Source organism: Anaerococcus sp. Marseille-P3915 (assembly GCF_900258475.1).
Lineage (GTDB): Bacteria > Bacillota > Clostridia > Tissierellales > Peptoniphilaceae > Anaerococcus > Anaerococcus kampingae.
Window position 1 is genome coordinate 202,391 of record NZ_LT984888.1, and the last position, 17,575, is coordinate 219,965.

Below are 17,575 nucleotides of genomic sequence, written 5' to 3' on the forward strand. Positions count from 1 at the left end.
ACCTCGGATAAAATGAGGTCTTTTTATATGACTAATTTTAATGTAGCTATCAAGTTAAGGTGGTATGATATAAGTCAAAACGAAAGGAGGTTCTATGTCTATATATAAATTTGGAAATGACCTTACAAAAATCAGGGAAAACAAAAGAATTAGCCAGGAAGACTTGGCATTTTTATCAGGAATCAGCCGCAGGTCCATATCAAGGATAGAAAATGGCCTAATAAAGGAACCGAGCATTGACACTCTCCTAAAATTATCAGCAAGTCTTGATGCTGACATAGTTGATTTATACATAAAAGATATCTATGAATCCCAATATTTATATAGGGAACTTCTATCAAGTTTTGACATTCTTTCTAGCTTTAAATCCAGGGAGGAAATCCTATTATTAGAAAAGAAAGTCGATATTTTAGAAAAGGATCATAATTTTAAGGGAAAAGACTATGAACTAGCCTTAATGAAGCTTTTTATAAAATCCTTAAAAACTCCAATTTTACTTAGTTTAACAGAGGAGTTTGAGGATATCACGAGCGCTAGGATAAATAAAAACAATATACTAACTAGAGATTTGAGCTTTTTAGAAGCAAGACTTCTTATAAATGTTTGTAATAATAAAGCTTATTTTAAAAATATTGATAGGAAAGAGATTTTATCATCCATAATAGATAAAAACGACGAAAGTCTTATAAAATTAATTGCCTACTACTCACTTGTTAATGTCATGGATATAGAGAGGGATTCTCTTAATGGCTTAGAAAAAATTAACGAAGCTATATCTTTTGCAAAATATTCTAATCATAGCGAGATGTTTGCATTTTTATATTATCTGAAATTTTTATGCCAACATGAATTGGGAGATGAAAACTATAGAAATTCAATAAAATTATCGAGAATTTTTGCAAGCCACCTTGACAAAGATGGGGCACTAAAGTCAATAAATCAAGGCATAGGAGATGTTTTGGGAAATAATTAAAATTGGGACAGCCATGTCCCTTTTTAATTTACTAGACTTAAGTATATTGACCCTATATAAAAATAAAGGAGGTAGCCTATGTTGAGATTTTTTTATTTGACTGATAAGAAAGAATTTGTAAAGCTTTTATTAATTAGGCTAATAGTAATCTGTTTGGGATTGTTAATTCCTATTAATACAGCAAAGGCCATTGACTTTGCTATTGCTAAGGACTTGGACCAGACAATAAAGCATATAGGGATCATGGTTTTACTTGATATTGGTATCCATATTTTTTATGTCCTCGAAGATTATATTTTTGGGAAAAATGACGCCAAGGCCTATCTAAAGCAATTTGTAAGTCTTGATAGGGCCTTGAAATTTTATGACAGTAAGGTTTATAATATCGACCAGGCAAGGATTAACCAAGAGCTTGGCCAAAATTTTGAAATTGTCCAGCCCTTTATCTACAAAAATACCTTGAGGATATTTTTAAACGCCCTTAAGTTTGTGGCAATTTGCATAATTGTATTTTTTATCTCACCATATCTTTTAATTTCATTTTTAATCATAGCCCCAATAGCAGCTGTGGTTTCCTATAAGAGTGAGGAGAAGATTTCGGATTATTCCTCAAACCACTTGGACGATATGAAAAATATCAAGGGCTATTTGCTTGATTCTAATAATCTAAGTAAGGAAGAAAGATTTTTAGAAGAAAAGCAGCTTCCACCTATTAAGGACTTTTTTAAGGGGTTTTTCAAAAATCTAATAACAAAGGTTCGCTATGAAAGCGTGATTTATAATATTTTCGTCTATGGAACCCTAAACATGGCCATCACCCTTACAACCATTATTTCAATTATCCTTATTATAAAGGGCAAGATGACCCCAGGCTCCTATGCAGCTGTGTCAATCTATATCAGCTCCCTTTGGGATCCCATGCTTGATACTTTTAATACAAGAAGAGAATACGTCTCAGGCAAGCCTGCCATGGACTCTTTCTATGAATTTATAAATATGACTCCTGTAAAATTTGATAAGGCAAAGATAAATTCTTTAGAAATAAGAGGATATACAAGTCTTGGAAGTGGAGGAGAAAGACTCCACCAAGCCTTTAGTGAAAATTTTGAAAAAGGAAAAATCAACCTTATTGTAGGAGATAATGGCATTGGAAAGACAACCCTTATAGAAGCAATTATGAATCTTACAACCAGGTATGAGGGAGAAATTTTTATAAATGGCAAGGCTCTTGATAAGAAATCAGGTATTTTATTTGATGACCTGGTCTATATTCCTGCAAATCCACTCATAAGTGAGTATGGCAAGCTAAAAGAAAAGCTTAAGGGCTCATCAGGTCAGAAAAAACTAGCCCAAGTAGAATTTGCTACAAGAACTGACAAGTCTCTCTATATCTTTGACGAGCCGACAAACTTTTTGGATAAGGAAGTTAAGGGAAGGGTCTTGGATTTAATTAGAGGACTTACCAGTAAGGGCAAGCTAGTAATAGTAATAAGCCATGACCAAGTATTTATGGATGCAAGTGATGTGAATTTGATTAGGATTAATAAGTAAAGCAAAAAGACCTCGGCTGAGGTCTTTTGTATGATTTAAAGCACCCCAGCTAGGGCTGGGGTGTAGAGAACGTAATCTTTTTCAACGAACGCTCCTATACGTCGCGTTCTTATGAAAAAATTACATAAGGTTTCTCATCAATCTATCTTCACACTTCGTGTTTGATATATTGTGAGAACCGCAAAAAAATCGCTTATGAAGTCCTATCCCAATTTTATGAAATAAAATTGTTGGAAGGACTGATACTTTAGTACGATTTAAAGCACCCCGGCTAAGGCCGGGGTTAAGGAACGTAATGTTTTTAGAATCAATGCTCGTATTCCTCGCATCGCTTCTAAAAAATTACATAAGGTTCTTCATCAATTTCTACTTCGGTGCTTCGCACCTTGAGAAATTGTGAAGACCGCAAAAAAATCGCTTACGATTTTTTTGCTACCATTAGTATCCAGGTTTACCTAGTAGTTTAAACATTGCTTTCTTATATGCTTCTACTCCTGGTTGGTCGAATGGGTTTACTCCTAGCATGTAGCCTGATACTCCTACTGCTATTTCGAAGAAGTAGAATAGTTCTGCTAGAGTTCTTTCGTTTACTTTGTCTATTTTTATTCTAATATTTGGTACATTTCCTTCTACGTGGGCCATTGCTGTACCTTCCATGGCTTGTTTGTTGACGTAGGACATTTTTTTGCCTGCTAGGTAGTTTAGGCCATCTAGGTTGTCGGCATCTGTTTTGATTTCTATGTCTTTGTCTACATTTTCGACTTCTATTACTGTTTCAAATAGGTTTCTCTTGCCATCTTGGATCATTTGGCCTACTGAGTGGAGGTCTGTTGTGTTATTTACACTTGCTGGGAAGATTCCTTTGCCATCTTTTCCTTCAGATTCGCCGTAAAGTTGTTTCCACCATTCTGCTACATATTTTAGCTTTGGTTCGTAATTTACAAGGACTTCGATTTCTTTACCATTTTCATGGAGCATATTTCTTATTGCTGCATATTTTATAGCATCATTTTCCATTGATTTAAGAGTGTATTTTTCTCTACCATCAGCAAAACCTGCCATAAATTCGTCTATATCAATGCCTGCTACAGCTAGTGGGAGTAGGCCTACTGCAGAAATTACAGAAAATCTTCCGCCTATATCATCTGGCACTACAAAGGTTTCATAGCCTTCATTTGTTGCAAGCTCTTTTAAGGCACCCTTGGCCCTGTCTGTTGTGGCAAAAATTCTTTCTCTTGCACCTTCCTTGCCATATTTTTCCTCAAGAGCTTCTTTTAAAAACCTAAAGGCTATGGCAGGCTCTGTGGTTGTACCAGATTTTGAGATTACATTTACTGAATAATCCTTATCCTTGAGGTAGTCAAGAAGCTCTACCATATATTGGCTGGAAATTTGATTACCGGCATAGATTACTTCTATTTCTCTTTTTGAGTCAAAGTAAGTGTCGCATGCCACATCTATTGCCTTGATACCTAGGTAGGACCCACCTATACCAACTGATACGAATACATCAGAGTTTGCTCTGATTTTTTTAGCTGCCTTTTTAATTCTTTCAAATTCGTCCTTGTCATAGTCAACTGGCCTATCAATCCAGCCTAAAAAGTCATTGCCAGCTCCAGACCTGCTAATAAGAGTGTCAAAAGCATCCAGAGCCCTTCCTTCATAGTCTTTTAAATTTTCTAAGTTAACATTATTTAAATCTAATTTCATATTGCCTCCTATCCTTCTTTATATGATTATACCCTTAAAGGAAATTTCTTATAATAAATTATATTTATTAAAAAACAACCTTTAATCACTAGTCTGCATAATATTTCAAAATGAAAATCATTATCAATATCACAAGAGTAGGATCCATTATAAAAACAAATCTTCTACTCACATCTAGGCAATCTATGTAAATATGTATTTTAAAAGAATTTTGGAATTAATGCCTGCTAATGATAATGATTATATATATCATGCTTAGAAAGAATAAAACTTTAGAATCATTCTTGACATTTGTATAATTAATAATATAGTATGAATAACAGGTGATATGAAGTCACAAAAAATATAAAGGAGATTATTATGGCAGAACTAAAAGGAACAAAAACAGCACAAAACTTAATTACATCATTCGTTGGTGAATCACAAGCTAACATGAGATATACATATGCTGCAAAAACTGCAGAAAAAGAAGGCTATAGACAAATCGCAGCAATCTTTAGAGAAACAGCAATGAACGAAAGAGAACACGCTGCAAGATTCTACAAATTCCTAAAAGAAGAATACAAACTAGAAACAATTGAATTAACAGAAGGCTATACAGCTTGGCCAGTAATTTGGCATGACACATTAACAAACCTACAAGGCGCTATCGATGGTGAAAACGAAGAATGCGAAGATATGTATCCAGCATTTGCTGACGTAGCAGAAGAAGAAGGATTCGACGAAATCGCTAGAGCATTCAGAAACATAGCAAAAGCTGAAGGCGCTCACAGAGATAGATACCAAAAACTACACGACAATGTAGAAAATGGCACAGTATTTGAAAAAGAAGAATCAGTAATCTGGAAATGTGGAAACTGTGGCTTCCTATATGAAGGCAAAAAAGCACCAAAAATATGCCCAGCATGCCACCACCCACAAGAATGGTTCGAAGTAGCAGCATTTAACTATTAATGGTAGCAAAAAAATCGTGAGCGATTTTTTGCGGTTCTCAAAGTTTTTCAAGCAAGCAAAGCTTGCGAAGTGAAAACTGATGAGAAACCTTATGTAATTTTTTATGCAAGTCGCGACGAATAGGAGCGACTGGAATAAAAACATTACGTTCTTAACCCCGGCTTTAGCCGGGGATTTTTAATTGCGAAATTTTTATGGTTTTCACAATATAACCGAGTGCGTAGCACGAAGGTTAGATTGATGAAAAAATTTATGTAATTTTAAGCAAGCCTGCCCGGCTCTTTGAGGACATGCGACGAATATAATGGTAGTAAAAAAATCGTAAGCGATTTTTGCGATTCTCACAGTTTTTCAAGCAAGCACAGCTTGCGAAGTTAAAACTGATGAGAAACCTTATGTGACTTTTTATTTTAATTACGACGAATAGGAGTAATTTAAATAAAAATCACTGAGCATTATAAATAAAAAGATTACGTTCCTTATGAAGACCTATCACAATCCGATGAAATCGGATTGCATGAAGGTCTGATGCTTTAGCACAAAATTTAACTTGTTAAATTTTGCAATATTAGCAAGACTAAAATAAATATCAAACCCGGCCTCGGTCGGGTTTTTTATTTTGCCTATGATGGTAAAAATATTTAAAATGGGTATCTATATAACTATAAGGAAAGTAAGGCTTCCAGTTCGTTTTTCTTTGCACTTCGTGCTTGAAAAACTGTGAGAACCATAAAAATTTTATCTATAAAATTTTTATTACCATTAAAGGAGTTATATATGAAAGTTATAGTATGCAAAGATTATGATGATATGAGCAAGAAGGCTAGTGAGCTTGTTATTAGCAATATGATTGAAAAGCCTCAAATAAAGTTTGGTTTTGCGACAGGTTCTAGTCCTATTGGTCTTTATAAAAACCTGATAGCTGCCCAAAAAGAAGGGGAGATTTCTTTTAAATATGCTAAGAGTGTGAACTTAGATGAATATGTAGGAATTGATAAGGCTAATGAACAATCCTATTCTTATTTTATGGATGAGAATCTTTTTGATCATGTAAATATCAATAAAGAAAACACCCACCTACCATATGCTCCAGAAAATGATGAGAAATATGCTATCGAATACAGAAAAATCTTAGATGATTTTGGCCAAAGAGATATTCAAATCCTAGGTCTTGGACCAAATGGCCATATAGCCTTTAATGAGCCTGCTGATAAATTAAATAGACGCGCATCTATTATAAAATTAACAGATTCTACTATCGAAGCCAACTCAAGATTTTTTGAAAATGAGGATGAAGTTCCAAAATACGCCCTTTCAATGGGGGTTGAAGAAGTATTTGATGCCAAGACCCTAATAGTACTTGCTAGTGGCAAGAGCAAACATGAAGCTGTAAAAAGACTCTTAAATGATGATACAATTTCAACAGAGCTTCCATGCTCTCTTCTAAACCTTCACCCAAATGTTTATCTATTTGTAGATGAAGAAGCTTATAATGGCTAAAACTTTATAGTTTTATTTAAAAAATCACCTCTATTAGCTGATGCTTATTTTTCCATTTGCTAATAGGGGCGTTTTTTTCATTTTTATTTGCTTTTCTTTATAATTTTTAGATGGTTTACTACTGATTAGTTTTTCTGTAGGAACTTGGGCTTAGGCCTGTGAAATCCTTGAAGGCTCTGGTAAAGTTGGATGGATTTTTGAAATTAAGGTCATTGCTTATTTCAATAATGCTTAAGTTACTTTTTAGAAGTAGTTCTTGGGCCTTTATTAATCTTAGTCTTTGTATATATTTCATAGGTGTGTATTGAAAGGTTTTGGTAAATTTATCATTTAGACTTGATTTTGAAATTTTAAATTTCTTTGAGATTTCTTCTAAGCTTATATCATTATCAAGATTTTCTCTCATATATATTTCAATTTCATTAACGAGTTCAGTATGATTTATCTTAAAATAGTTCATCTTATTTGGATTCATTCCTATTTTTCCAATCCTATAAATTAGCTCTAGGGTTAGCAATTTTATTAGTAAAAAATCTTCACTTTTTAGGGCTAGAATTAAGTTGTTGGCAAGATTTATTAGGCTTTTTTCTCTCATTACATAACCCATATTCTTAATATTTTTAAAGTTATAGAGGAATTTGCCAATGTAAGGGAAGAGCTTGGAGTTTTTATCTAGGACTTTATCTAAGATTATAATATTAAAGGCCCTAGTTCTGTGGCTAGTTGTGAAGGAAAATTTCGATTCTGGTATAGATCTTCCTATAAAGAGTTCATTAGTTGTTATTAAGACCTTTGAATCTTTTATATAGGTAAAGTAGTTTCCCTCATAGCAATAGCCTATCCTATAACCTAAGCTGCCTTTTGAGGCTGAATTTTTGGCTTCATATTTTTTGTCAAGGCTAATATATAAGACAAAGACGCCAGGTATAAGCTCATAAGAAGTCATCTTATTTTCGGCATTTTCTATGCCCATGTATTTTATAATCCTAGGATCACTTGTTGGGAAGGATTCAAAACCCCAAGATTTTAATCTAGTATCTTTCATTTATAAACTCCACTATATTTTCGTCAGTATTTTTTATAAATTCATAATCGTGGCTTATGATTATTATAGTTTTTCCGGCAATTTTCATTTGCTTTATTATGTCTATAAGTCTTTGCATATTTTCGTAGCAAAGACCAGATGTTGGTTCGTCTAGGATGGCTATTTCTTTGGGACTTGCCATAGCAAGACCTAGGGCGAGCCTTTGTTTTTCTCCGCCAGATAGCCTTTGGGGATGGCGGTCTTTTTTGTCGGCTAAGTTTAAAGCTAATAGGCTTTTTTCTATTAGACTCTTATCATCGCTTACAATTGCCATCTCCATTTCAACTGATTCTGTAAAAAGCTGATAGTTTACATCTTGCATGACAAGGGAAATATAGGCTCCATGATTTTTTATAAGCTTATTTTTATAATAGATTTTTCCATTTTGTTTTTTATTTAGACCGCATAGGTTTCTAATAAATGAGCTTTTGCCTATACCATTAGCCCCAATTATAAAATATATACCAGGCTCAAAAGAAATGGAAAAATCAAAAATTTGGGGAGAGTCTTTGTAGGCACAAGAAAAATCCTTGCATAATAGACCTTGCGTATTATCACAATTTTTGTCAAAGAGATTTTTTATTTGGTACTTATCAGACTTTAGGTCTTCTTTTCTTATTTCATCAAGAGTCCTTAATTTGTGTTCTTTTATGACTTTAGGAGTCAGTTGTTTTTTTGTGTATGTGATGGACTTTTTATTTTCTATTACTATTAGCTTATCCAAAATGTTTTTAAGATAAAATAGCCTATGTTCAGCTATGATTATAATTTTGCCCATGCTTTTTAGGACCTCTAAGCATGAGGAAAGGTTTTTTATCGACTCTTTATCAAGGGATGCTGAAGGCTCATCAAAGATATAGACCTCATTATCCATAACAGCTACAGAAGTTATTGCAATTAGCTGTTTCTGACCACCTGATAGGGTGAATAAATCTTTATCAAGTAGGCTATCACTTGAAAGAAGCTTGCTATAGTAAGAAATCTTCTTATATATATTATCCCTAGGCTCATTTCTATTTTCCAGAGCAAAGGCTATTTCATCAAGAGAATTAACAGCATAAAACTGGTTTTTAGGATTTTGAAAAACTGTTGCTATGAAATTTGATCTACTACTTATATCCTTGTCCAAAAGTGACTTGCCATTTAAGAGTAAGTCTCCAGCAATTTTTGCCTTATCAATTTCTGGTATTATTCCATTTATGCTTTTAATTAATGATGATTTGCCAGCACCTGATTTTCCGGTGATGACATTTATTGTTCCTTTTTCAAATTTAATATTTATTTGTTCGAGTATCTTATTTTCCTTGCCATTTTCACTAAAGCTTAGGGAAAAATTTTTAAATTCTAGCATAATTTTATCCTTATAAATAAGCTTATTATAAATATTCCAAAGGCAAGAAGTATATAGTCTATGCTTCTTAGCTGAGCCCTTGAAATTGATGATCTCTCGCCATCTACTTTCATTCCCCTGGTCATGGCTGATATAGCGACATTGTCGGCAGTTTGGGATGTAATCATAAGCAGCGGAACAAACTTGTATTCGATAAACCTTGATGGGTTTTTGAAAAAACTTTTTAGGGTTAAATCGTGCATATACATGGCTTCTCCTATGATTTTGTAATCTTGCTTGATGGAGTAGAAAAACCTAAACATGACAGAAATGGGGATTATGATTGTATTTGGAAATTTTATCTTTTGAAGGGAGTAAACAAGGTCACTCATCTTTGTGGTGGTCATAGTATAATAACCCATAATAACTCCTGGTAGTATCTTAATTACTATGCCGGCATAGAGATTTAAAATCATTGCCCAAAAGCTATTTGGGAATTTTTCCATGATATTTTGCCCAAGAAAGGCCAAGCCAGTATAAAAAATACCCTTGGAGACAAGGGATATTTTTCTATCATATAGGGCAAAAAGATAGGGAAGGAGCGCTAGGAAGATACCCAGATAGTAGTATCTCCTAGCTAGTGAGCCTTCCATAGTGCTTATACCTATTATTAAGGTCAAAAAGAACTTGGTCCTAAAATCAATTTTCATTAAGCCATACCTGCTTTTTTGAAATGTTTATTTAATACCTTTATTCCTATGGTGCAACCCAGATAGCCACCAATCATTCCTAAGATTACAACAGGTAGGAAGGACCATGTAGGCATTACTGAGAGTAATTTTTCTACATAAGCTTCTCCATATCCTTGGTCTATTAGGGATTTAGCATAAGAATCTCTAGCTAGATACATAGGAATTAGATTTGCGGCTGCAAACATCATAAAGACTGTATAGGTAACTCTTGCGGTTTTGATTGACTTATAGGAGCCAGTTTTTAAGATAAATTCACAGATTATTGATAAGATAATTATGGCTGGTAGGACAATTGCACCATGGCCAGACATAGAAAATACAAGGCCAAAAATTATACCCATAATCAAAACCATGCCAAACTTATTTATCTTTGTAGAATAAAGCATAAAGACAGGACCTGAGACTAAGCCACAAGCAAAAGGGACAAGAGGCATTAAGACTGGCACAAAGCCAATCATACCTCCGCACCAAGTGGCCATTACAGTAAGTAGTGAAAAGACTCCTGCATTTACTAAATCACGTATTCCAAATTTATTCATTATTTCCTCCTAGTAGATAAATTCTTCTGATTTTTTGGAAGATTCTATCATTTTTTTATAAGTTTTGCTGTTTTTAAGAAGCTCATCGTGCTTGCCGAATGCTTCTATTCTGCCATCATTCATAACAATTATCTGATTGACATTTTCTATTGATTTCATCCTGTGAGATATAATTATTACTGTCTTATTTTTTGTCAATTTGTTAAGGGATTCTTGGATATATTTTTCATTTTCTACATCAAGGCTTGCTGCTATTTCATCTAAAAGAATTATTTCTGCGTTTTTTAGAAAGGCTCTGGCTATTGATATTCTTTGCCTTTCTCCTCCAGATAGCTTGCTGCCATTTTCCCCTATTTCTGTTTGGTAACCATCCTTAAGCTTGTTTACAAATTCATCACAATTTGCAAGCTTAGCGGCTTTTAATACTTCTTCATCACTAGCATCAGCTTTTCCTATTCTAATATTATCCATGACAGAACCATTAAAGAGAATTACATCTTGAAATACCATGGAAATATGCTTGAATAAATCAGCTGTATCTGTAGTTTTTATATCCTTATCACCAATAGAAATTATTCCTTTATCATAGTCGTAGAGTCTAGCTATCAGCTTTATTAGGGTAGATTTACCACAACCAGATGGGCCAACTAGGGCGCTTGTCTTATCTTGAAGGGCATTAAAGGAAATCTTATCTATTACCTTTTTATCATCAAGGTAGGAAAATTCCACATCTTTTCCTTCAATATCAAATGATTTTATATCAGCCCTATTTCCTTTTTTGATTTTTTCATTCCTAAGGGCCTTAATTTTCTCTATAGGGCTATCCATATACATTAATTCCCCGTAGGCTTGGTTAAAGGCTGCCACTCCGTCAATAAGTCTTGCTCCTGCAAACAAGTAGCCTGCAAAGTATAAAATATTAATTTCTCCTGCCATAAGCTGTCCAAGTCCGACAAATATTACAAGGGCTATGGATAAGTTTGCAATAATAGTAGCTGATACTATCGGTATAATTTGTCCTAGTTCAGTCTTTATATGCTTTTTTTCAAGGTCTTTTACAAAGGTTGTTGCCTGTTTTTCCTTTTCATCTGATAGCTTGTAGGATTTGATTTCTGTAGACAAATCAATTAATTCTTGAAAAATTTTTGAGGACTTTCTTTGCTCTTGGTAATAGGTCCCGGTCGCCTTTATTTGCATTTTCCTTGAAAATAAATTTAAAATAATTGAAAAGCCAATAGGAATAATAACAGCAAGGCCTAGTTTGAAATTGCCAAGTAAAAGTAATATGGAAATAAGAGCGAAATTGATCAAAAATCCATAAAAACTAGGTAGAGAATGACTAAGGCCATGCTCAATTGTATCTACATCCTTCATAATGGTTTGAGAAAGATCGGTTATATCTCTTCTTGAGTAGAAGGAAAGGGGTAATTCCTTGATGATTTCTATAAGCTCTATCCTTAGATTTGCTGATTCCTTGTAGGTTTCGTTGTAGGTTGTGATATAGTCCTTATTAATTATAAAAAGCATCACTAGGCCTATTATGAAAAATGCTAGAATTGAAATTGCTAGCTTCATATCACCAAGACCAAGCAAGCCCTGGAGGACATACATCAAAAGCATAATAGGTAGCATGTAGGAAAGGCTTTTGAGTGTTGAATATTTAATTGCAACTAGAGCTCCTTCTGCACCCTTATCTGTTAGAGCGAAGCGGTTTTTAAGATATTTTTTCATTAATTTACCCTCCATTCGTTTGCAGTCTCATATAGGTCTACGAAGTTCTTGTATTTACCATTTTCTTTTATCAAGTTATCATGACTAGATCTTTCTACAATCTTGCCATCTTCTACAAGGAGAATTTCGGAAGCTCCTCTAATAGAAGAAAGCCTATGGGCAATCATGATTGTAGTCCTGTTTTTAATTAGAGATTTAAAAGCGATTTGAAGTTCGTATTCATTCTCTGGGTCGGCAGCAGCTGATGCCTCATCTAAGATAATAATTTTAGGGTTTTTTAGGAAAATCCTTGCAATAGATATCCTTTGTTTTTCACCACCAGATAAGTTTATCCCATCTGCACCAATAATTGCATCATACTTATCCTTAAATTTTTCTATAAAATCATCGCATCTTGCAAGCCTTAAAGCCTCATAAACTTCATCCTTGCTAGCATCTTTTTTTGCTAGCCTTACATTATCAAAAATTGAAATGCCAGAAAAAAGTTGAGGATTTTGGAAAACTATGCCTATCTTATCCATTAAGGCATCTTTTTTATAAGAAGAAATATTTTTGCCTCCTATAAGAATTTCCCCGCAATCAACTGGATATAGGCCTGAAATAAGCTTAGCTATTGTAGACTTACCAGATCCAGAAGAACCAACCAGTGCATAGACCTTATCTTGGTCAAATTTGACAGAAAAATCCTCGAGGATTTTATGAGAGCCGTCATAAGAAAAATCTACATTTTTAAATTCTATATCGTAGGATGAAAAGTTTTCTTCCTTGCCAAAAGAGATTTCTTTGATTTTCATTTCTTCAAATAAACTCTCAAGATTGTCAACTGCAGAATTTGCTTGGAATATGTACATGGATACATACATAATTTTCATAGTGTTAGCAAAATACATCCCCATAAAAAGGGTGAAAAATAAAATTTTAGCCGCCCATATATGAGGATCTGCTCCCTTGCTTACCATAAAAATTGCAAGAAAAACTGGACTTATGATGAAAATATTTAAAATCCATTGGAATAAGACGAAGGGAATCCTGCAAGACATAGAATATTTGTAGACCATATCCTTGTAAGTAAGGATTGATTGGTGAAGTTTCTTAAAACCTACAAGAGGGGCGTTAAAAATTTTGACAACTGGCATATTTCTAACATATTCCACAGCTCCTGCATTCATTTGATCAAGCTTATCCATATAAATCTTCATAAAAGATTGGTCACCCATCATATTTTTGATTAGAACTAAGGATATGCCTATAATGATTAGGAAAAATATTCCCAAATACATATCGATAATAAAAGTTAAAATAATCATAAAGATGGGAGTGAGTATTGCACAAGTCTGATCTGGTATAAGGTGGGCAACAATCATATGGGTCTGTTCGACATTGTTGTCAATGATTTTTCTGACCTGGCCAGAATCGTGGGTGTCAAAAAAGCTATTAGAAGCCTTTAACAAATGTCTTATTCCCTTTTCACGAAGGCGAGTTTCAAGCCTAAAACCAGCTAAATGACTCATCCATGTACCGGAAAAATAAAAAATTCCATAGCTGATAAATAGGATTAAGATTTTAGTAGGAAAATTTGCTAAGTTTTTCAAATCTTGTCCAATAAAAACGTTTTTTAGCAAAATCCAAATGAGGTAATAAGCGTAAAATTCTAAGACTATGCCAAAAGCTGATAATATCACAGCTAATAATCCGTGGAATTTTCGCTCAGGCATATATGAAAATAATTTTTTATATAAGGTCATATCAAGCTCCTTTCATACTGATAATCAATATCATTATATAAGAAATTAAAAGTTTTGTCTTATCATAAAAAATAAATATGTCATAAATTTCAAAGAATATAGGATTAGTTAAAGAAAATAAGACTAAGTGCAAGTATTCTTAATTTACACTTGTAAGAAGAATATAGTGAACCTAGTAATTTCTAAGTGAATTTTAGTTTTTAAGGCTTAAAAAAAGAGAACAAATGTTCTCTCATAGTATAGCTTTATTAGTATATTTTTAAATACTTATATTTGTAATCCTGAATTCATGGGATTCTTCCTTACTTCGTTCGTCTGAATGACATCAGAAAATGATTTTGTCGATGGCTCGAGAGAACATATGTTCTCTTTGTATTGATTATTAAATTTTATTTAAGGCTCATCTTGTATTAAGCAAGTGAAAATAAGCTCATAGTTACAGATTTTAATATGTTTTTTAAAAATATAATAATTTTAAGTTTCTATTTTATCTCATCTCCCAAGTGCCTTAGTTTTTCTACTTGCTCTTCGTGGCCTAGGACTATTAGGACATCGCCAATCTTAAAGCTATAGTCTATAGGTGGATTAAAGAGCATTTTATTGTCTTCTTTCTTTTTTATAGCAAGGATGGTAAGGCCTGTTTTGTTTGGGATTTGGGCTTCAAGGAGATTTTTATTTTCTAGGTAGGATCCCTTGTGGACTATTACTTCTTCTAGGTCTAGCTCTAGATCGCCCACCTTGGTTACTACATCCAAAAAGGCCATTATATTTGGCTTGGTTATGAGAGAGGCCATCCTCTTTCCGCTTATTTCTATGGCTGAGATGGTCTTGTTTGCACCGACTTTCATTAGCTTCTTGCTGCCTGATTTTGTGATGGCATTTGAGATTATATAGATATCCTTATTCATGTGTCTAGCTGTAAGGACTGTTACAATATTATCTACCTCTGTATCAAGGGTTGAAATTAGGCCCTTGGCCCTAGCTATCCCTGCCTGGTCAAGGATGTCTTCTTCTGTAGATTGGCCCTCGATTACGAGGATATCGTGGTGACTGTAATCGTCTAGGTCCGCATGATCATTTGTTATTACAACGAAATCCTTATTTTTCTTTATAAAATTATCTATGATAACTTCTGCTAGCTCCCCTGAACCGCATATTATGTAGTGGTCCTTTAGGGCCTTGATTTTCTTTTCCATCTTATTTCCCTTCCATAAATCTCCGATTTTTCCTTCTACAAACATGGCTACAACTGTTGTGAAGGTGTAACCGACTATACCTACTCCCATAAAAATCATAAATATCGAAAATAGCTCAGAGGCATCATTTGTTGTGCCCACCTCGCCAAAGCCTACTGTAGATATAGTTATAACTGTCATGTAAAGGGCATCTATCATGTCTACCTTGGATAGGGACATATAGCCTGTAACCCCTACAATTAACAAGCTTATGAAGGCTATTATTATAAGCTTGAGTTTCCTTTTCTCATCCATAAGAACCTCTCCTTTATTTGATTATAGTATATTTTTAAACAAAAAGCTAGAGGAGGAAGTTTTTGGGTATTAATTAGTAAAAGAGAGGTGCATTTATGAAAAATTTTAAAAAGATGCTTCCATATTTATTAATCGATGCTGTGGCATTTTATATATCACCAAAGCTTATGATTGATACAGGCTCTGCCATGTTTCTTTTGCTCTTGGTAATACCGCTAATTTGTCTTTTTACAGCTCTAATTTATAGCTACAAAAATAATTTTTCTTGGGCATATCCGATTCTTGTCATGGTGCTTTTTGTCCCATCAGTCTTTATTGATTATAATGACAGCGCCTTTATTTATACCTTTATTTTTGGTGGGATAAGTTTAATAGGTTCATTTATTGGCAAGCTTTTTAATAAGTATAAATAACACATAAGGATGGTAAATTAGAGAGTTTTTATGAAAAGAAAGGGCATATCAGCTGTAGCTATGTCTACCCTAGTAGGAGTATCAGCTTCTGTGCCAATGCTTATGGCAGGGTCAAATCCAGAACTTGTCCCTTACGCAGGATTAGCTGCTGCCATAGTGAGCCTTTGCGTGGTCTTATCGGCTATAATTAGCCCAAGCCTTGCCAAAAAACTTCATAAATAAGCAAAAAAATAACCTCTAGCTAAGCTAGAGGTATTTTTATACAAATAAGCTTGCTCCTGGTCCTAGTGGAATTTTGAAAATCATCCACACTATTAATAGGATGGTCCAGAAGATTAAAAATGCTATGGAATAAGGAAGCATGGTTGATATTAGGGTACCAAGGCCTCTTTCCTTATCGTATTTTTGCATGAAGACTACAATCATGGCAAAGTAGCTCATTAGCGGGCTTATGATGTTGGTTGATGAGTCTGCAATCCTGTAGGCCATCTGGCTAAGCTCTGGTGATAGGCCCAGGCCATAAAACATTGGCACAAAGATTGGAGCCATGATTGCCCATTTGGCTGAGGCCGAACCTATGAAGAGGTTGATAAAGGCTGATAGGATTATAAATAAAATTATAAGTCCAATGCCTGATAGGCCGATTGATTCCAAAAATTCTGCACCCTTGACAGATAGGATGGTACCAAGATTAGTATAGGCGAAAAATGCCACAAATTGAGCTGCAAAGAAGGAGAGTACCAAGAAGCTTCCCATAGATTCCATGGACTTACTCATTGATGCCACTAGGTCTTTTGAGTTGTTGATTTTTCCTACAGTCTTACCAAAGATATAACCAGGTATTAAAAACATTAGGAAGATCGCAGCAATTAGCCCCTTTGATAGGAAGGCATCTAGGGTCATCTTGCCATGAGCGTCAGCTTCTCTTAAGATAGCCCCTTGTGGGATTGTCAAAAATCCAAGGACTAACAAGAAAACCCCAAGGCCTATAAGAGAATTTTTGAGTGCCTTTTTTTCAAGGTCTGTAAGAGGGGCATCTTCGTGGACATAGTCTCCTGTGTAGGTGCCCAGGTTTGGTATTACGATTTTTTCTGTAACGACAGTTCCTACTATAGTTAGGATAAAGGTTGAAACAAGAAGGAAATACCAGTTGCCAGCCACATCCACGCTTGCAGAAATATTGGCCGCCCTTAGGGCCTCGTTGGTGATGCCTGAAAGAAGGGCATCGGTTGGTCCAAAGATGAGGTTGGCTGAAAAGCCTCCAGAAACACCTGCAAAGGCAGCAGCAAGACCTGCAATTGGGTGCTTGCCAGCTTGGGCAAAGATCATAGCTCCAAGAGGGATTACAACTACATATCCTGCATCAGATGCGATATTTGATACTATTCCTGCAAAAACAACAGCCCCTGTAAGGATGAGGGATGGGACATTTGATAGCATCCTTCTAAGACCTGCATCAAAAAATCCTGCATCTTCAGCCACACCTACCCCAAGCATAGCCACAAGGACAATTCCAAGGGGTGCAAAGGATGTGAAGTTTGGCACAAGTGATGAGAACATATAGCGGATGCCCTCAGGAGTTAAGAGGCTTACAGCTGCAATAGTTGCCTCGCTTTCTGCCTTGGCATCATAATAATTCACGGTAACTCCCGCAGATGCACAAATTTGTGCAATCACTGCAAGAATTGCAATCATGATTACAAAGATAATAGCCGGATGGGGAAGAGCGTTGCCCACTCTTTCTATCCTAGCTAAAATCCCGCCCGATTTCTTTTCGGGTGTATTTTTTATTTTAGTCATATT

At 34.7% G+C, this 17,575-nt stretch carries 15 protein-coding genes; 6 read left to right on the forward strand and 9 right to left on the reverse strand.

All coding sequences use genetic code 11. From position 1 onward, the window contains the following. Positions 1-94 precede the first annotated feature (94 nt). Together C8269_RS08680 and C8269_RS08685 are read left to right on the forward strand one after the other, a co-directional pair. A complete protein-coding gene (locus C8269_RS08680; protein WP_106461325.1) occupies positions 95-973 on the forward strand; it encodes a helix-turn-helix domain-containing protein in 879 nt (292 codons plus the stop codon). Positions 974-1,051: 78 nt separating this feature from the next. After that, positions 1,052-2,524, forward strand: a complete 1,473-nt coding sequence (locus tag C8269_RS08685) for an ATP-binding cassette domain-containing protein (RefSeq protein ID WP_106461326.1) — start codon at positions 1,052-1,054, stop codon at positions 2,522-2,524. 438 nt (positions 2,525-2,962) lie between these two features. On the opposite strand, the gene C8269_RS08690 is transcribed toward C8269_RS08685, so the two are convergent. Then, the gene (locus C8269_RS08690; RefSeq protein WP_106461327.1) at positions 2,963-4,234 is read right to left on the reverse strand and encodes a glucose-6-phosphate isomerase; all 1,272 of its coding nucleotides are present in this window, start codon (positions 4,232-4,234) and stop codon (positions 2,963-2,965) included. Between the two features lie 360 nt (positions 4,235-4,594). Here C8269_RS08690 and rbr point away from each other — a divergent pair, with 360 nt between their 5' ends. Beyond that, positions 4,595-5,188, forward strand: coding sequence for a rubrerythrin (rbr, locus tag C8269_RS08695; protein ID WP_106461328.1), 594 nt, complete (start codon positions 4,595-4,597; stop codon positions 5,186-5,188). Positions 5,189-5,965: 777 nt separating this feature from the next. Further along, positions 5,966-6,688, forward strand: a complete 723-nt coding sequence (nagB, locus tag C8269_RS08700; protein WP_106461329.1) for a glucosamine-6-phosphate deaminase — start codon at positions 5,966-5,968, stop codon at positions 6,686-6,688. A gap of 118 nt (positions 6,689-6,806) precedes the next feature. On the opposite strand, the gene C8269_RS08705 is transcribed toward nagB, so the two are convergent. From C8269_RS08705 to C8269_RS08735, 7 genes are all read right to left on the reverse strand, one after another. Further along, a complete protein-coding gene (locus C8269_RS08705; protein WP_106461330.1) occupies positions 6,807-7,733 on the reverse strand; it encodes a helix-turn-helix domain-containing protein in 927 nt (308 codons plus the stop codon). After that, positions 7,720-9,123 carry an ATP-binding cassette domain-containing protein gene (locus C8269_RS08710; protein WP_106461331.1) on the reverse strand — a complete coding sequence of 468 codons (1,404 nt, stop codon included), beginning with the start codon at positions 9,121-9,123 and terminating at the stop codon, positions 7,720-7,722. Before C8269_RS08710 ends, C8269_RS08705 begins: the two co-directional genes overlap by 14 nt. Further along, positions 9,117-9,812, reverse strand: a complete 696-nt coding sequence (locus tag C8269_RS08715; protein ID WP_106461332.1) for an energy-coupling factor transporter transmembrane component T — start codon at positions 9,810-9,812, stop codon at positions 9,117-9,119. The genes C8269_RS08710 and C8269_RS08715 overlap by 7 nt, the downstream gene beginning before the upstream one ends. Further along, positions 9,812-10,393 (reverse strand): MptD family putative ECF transporter S component, encoded by a 582-nt coding sequence (locus C8269_RS08720; protein WP_106461333.1) that lies wholly within the window; start codon positions 10,391-10,393, stop codon positions 9,812-9,814. Before C8269_RS08720 ends, C8269_RS08715 begins: the two co-directional genes overlap by 1 nt. Positions 10,394-10,402: 9 nt before the next feature. Beyond that, positions 10,403-12,124, reverse strand: coding sequence for an ABC transporter ATP-binding protein (locus tag C8269_RS08725; protein WP_106461334.1), 1,722 nt, complete (start codon positions 12,122-12,124; stop codon positions 10,403-10,405). Further along, positions 12,124-13,869 (reverse strand): ABC transporter ATP-binding protein, encoded by a 1,746-nt coding sequence (locus tag C8269_RS08730; RefSeq protein WP_106461335.1) that lies wholly within the window; start codon positions 13,867-13,869, stop codon positions 12,124-12,126. The genes C8269_RS08725 and C8269_RS08730 overlap by 1 nt, the downstream gene beginning before the upstream one ends. Positions 13,870-14,351: 482 nt before the next feature. Further along, positions 14,352-15,359, reverse strand: coding sequence for a potassium channel family protein (locus tag C8269_RS08735; RefSeq protein WP_106461336.1), 1,008 nt, complete (start codon positions 15,357-15,359; stop codon positions 14,352-14,354). Between the two features lie 95 nt (positions 15,360-15,454). Between C8269_RS08735 and C8269_RS08740 the strand changes: the two genes are divergently transcribed. Both C8269_RS08740 and C8269_RS08745 read left to right on the forward strand, forming a co-directional pair. Beyond that, positions 15,455-15,772 carry a hypothetical protein gene (locus tag C8269_RS08740; RefSeq protein WP_106461337.1) on the forward strand — a complete coding sequence of 106 codons (318 nt, stop codon included), beginning with the start codon at positions 15,455-15,457 and terminating at the stop codon, positions 15,770-15,772. Positions 15,773-15,802: 30 nt separating this feature from the next. After that, positions 15,803-15,994 (forward strand): 2-keto-3-deoxygluconate permease, encoded by a 192-nt coding sequence (locus C8269_RS08745; RefSeq protein ID WP_106461338.1) that lies wholly within the window; start codon positions 15,803-15,805, stop codon positions 15,992-15,994. Positions 15,995-16,030: 36 nt separating this feature from the next. Here C8269_RS08745 and C8269_RS08750 read toward each other — a convergent pair whose 3' ends face one another. After that, positions 16,031-17,572, reverse strand: a complete 1,542-nt coding sequence (locus C8269_RS08750; protein ID WP_106461339.1) for an AbgT family transporter — start codon at positions 17,570-17,572, stop codon at positions 16,031-16,033. Positions 17,573-17,575: the final 3 nt, after the last annotated feature.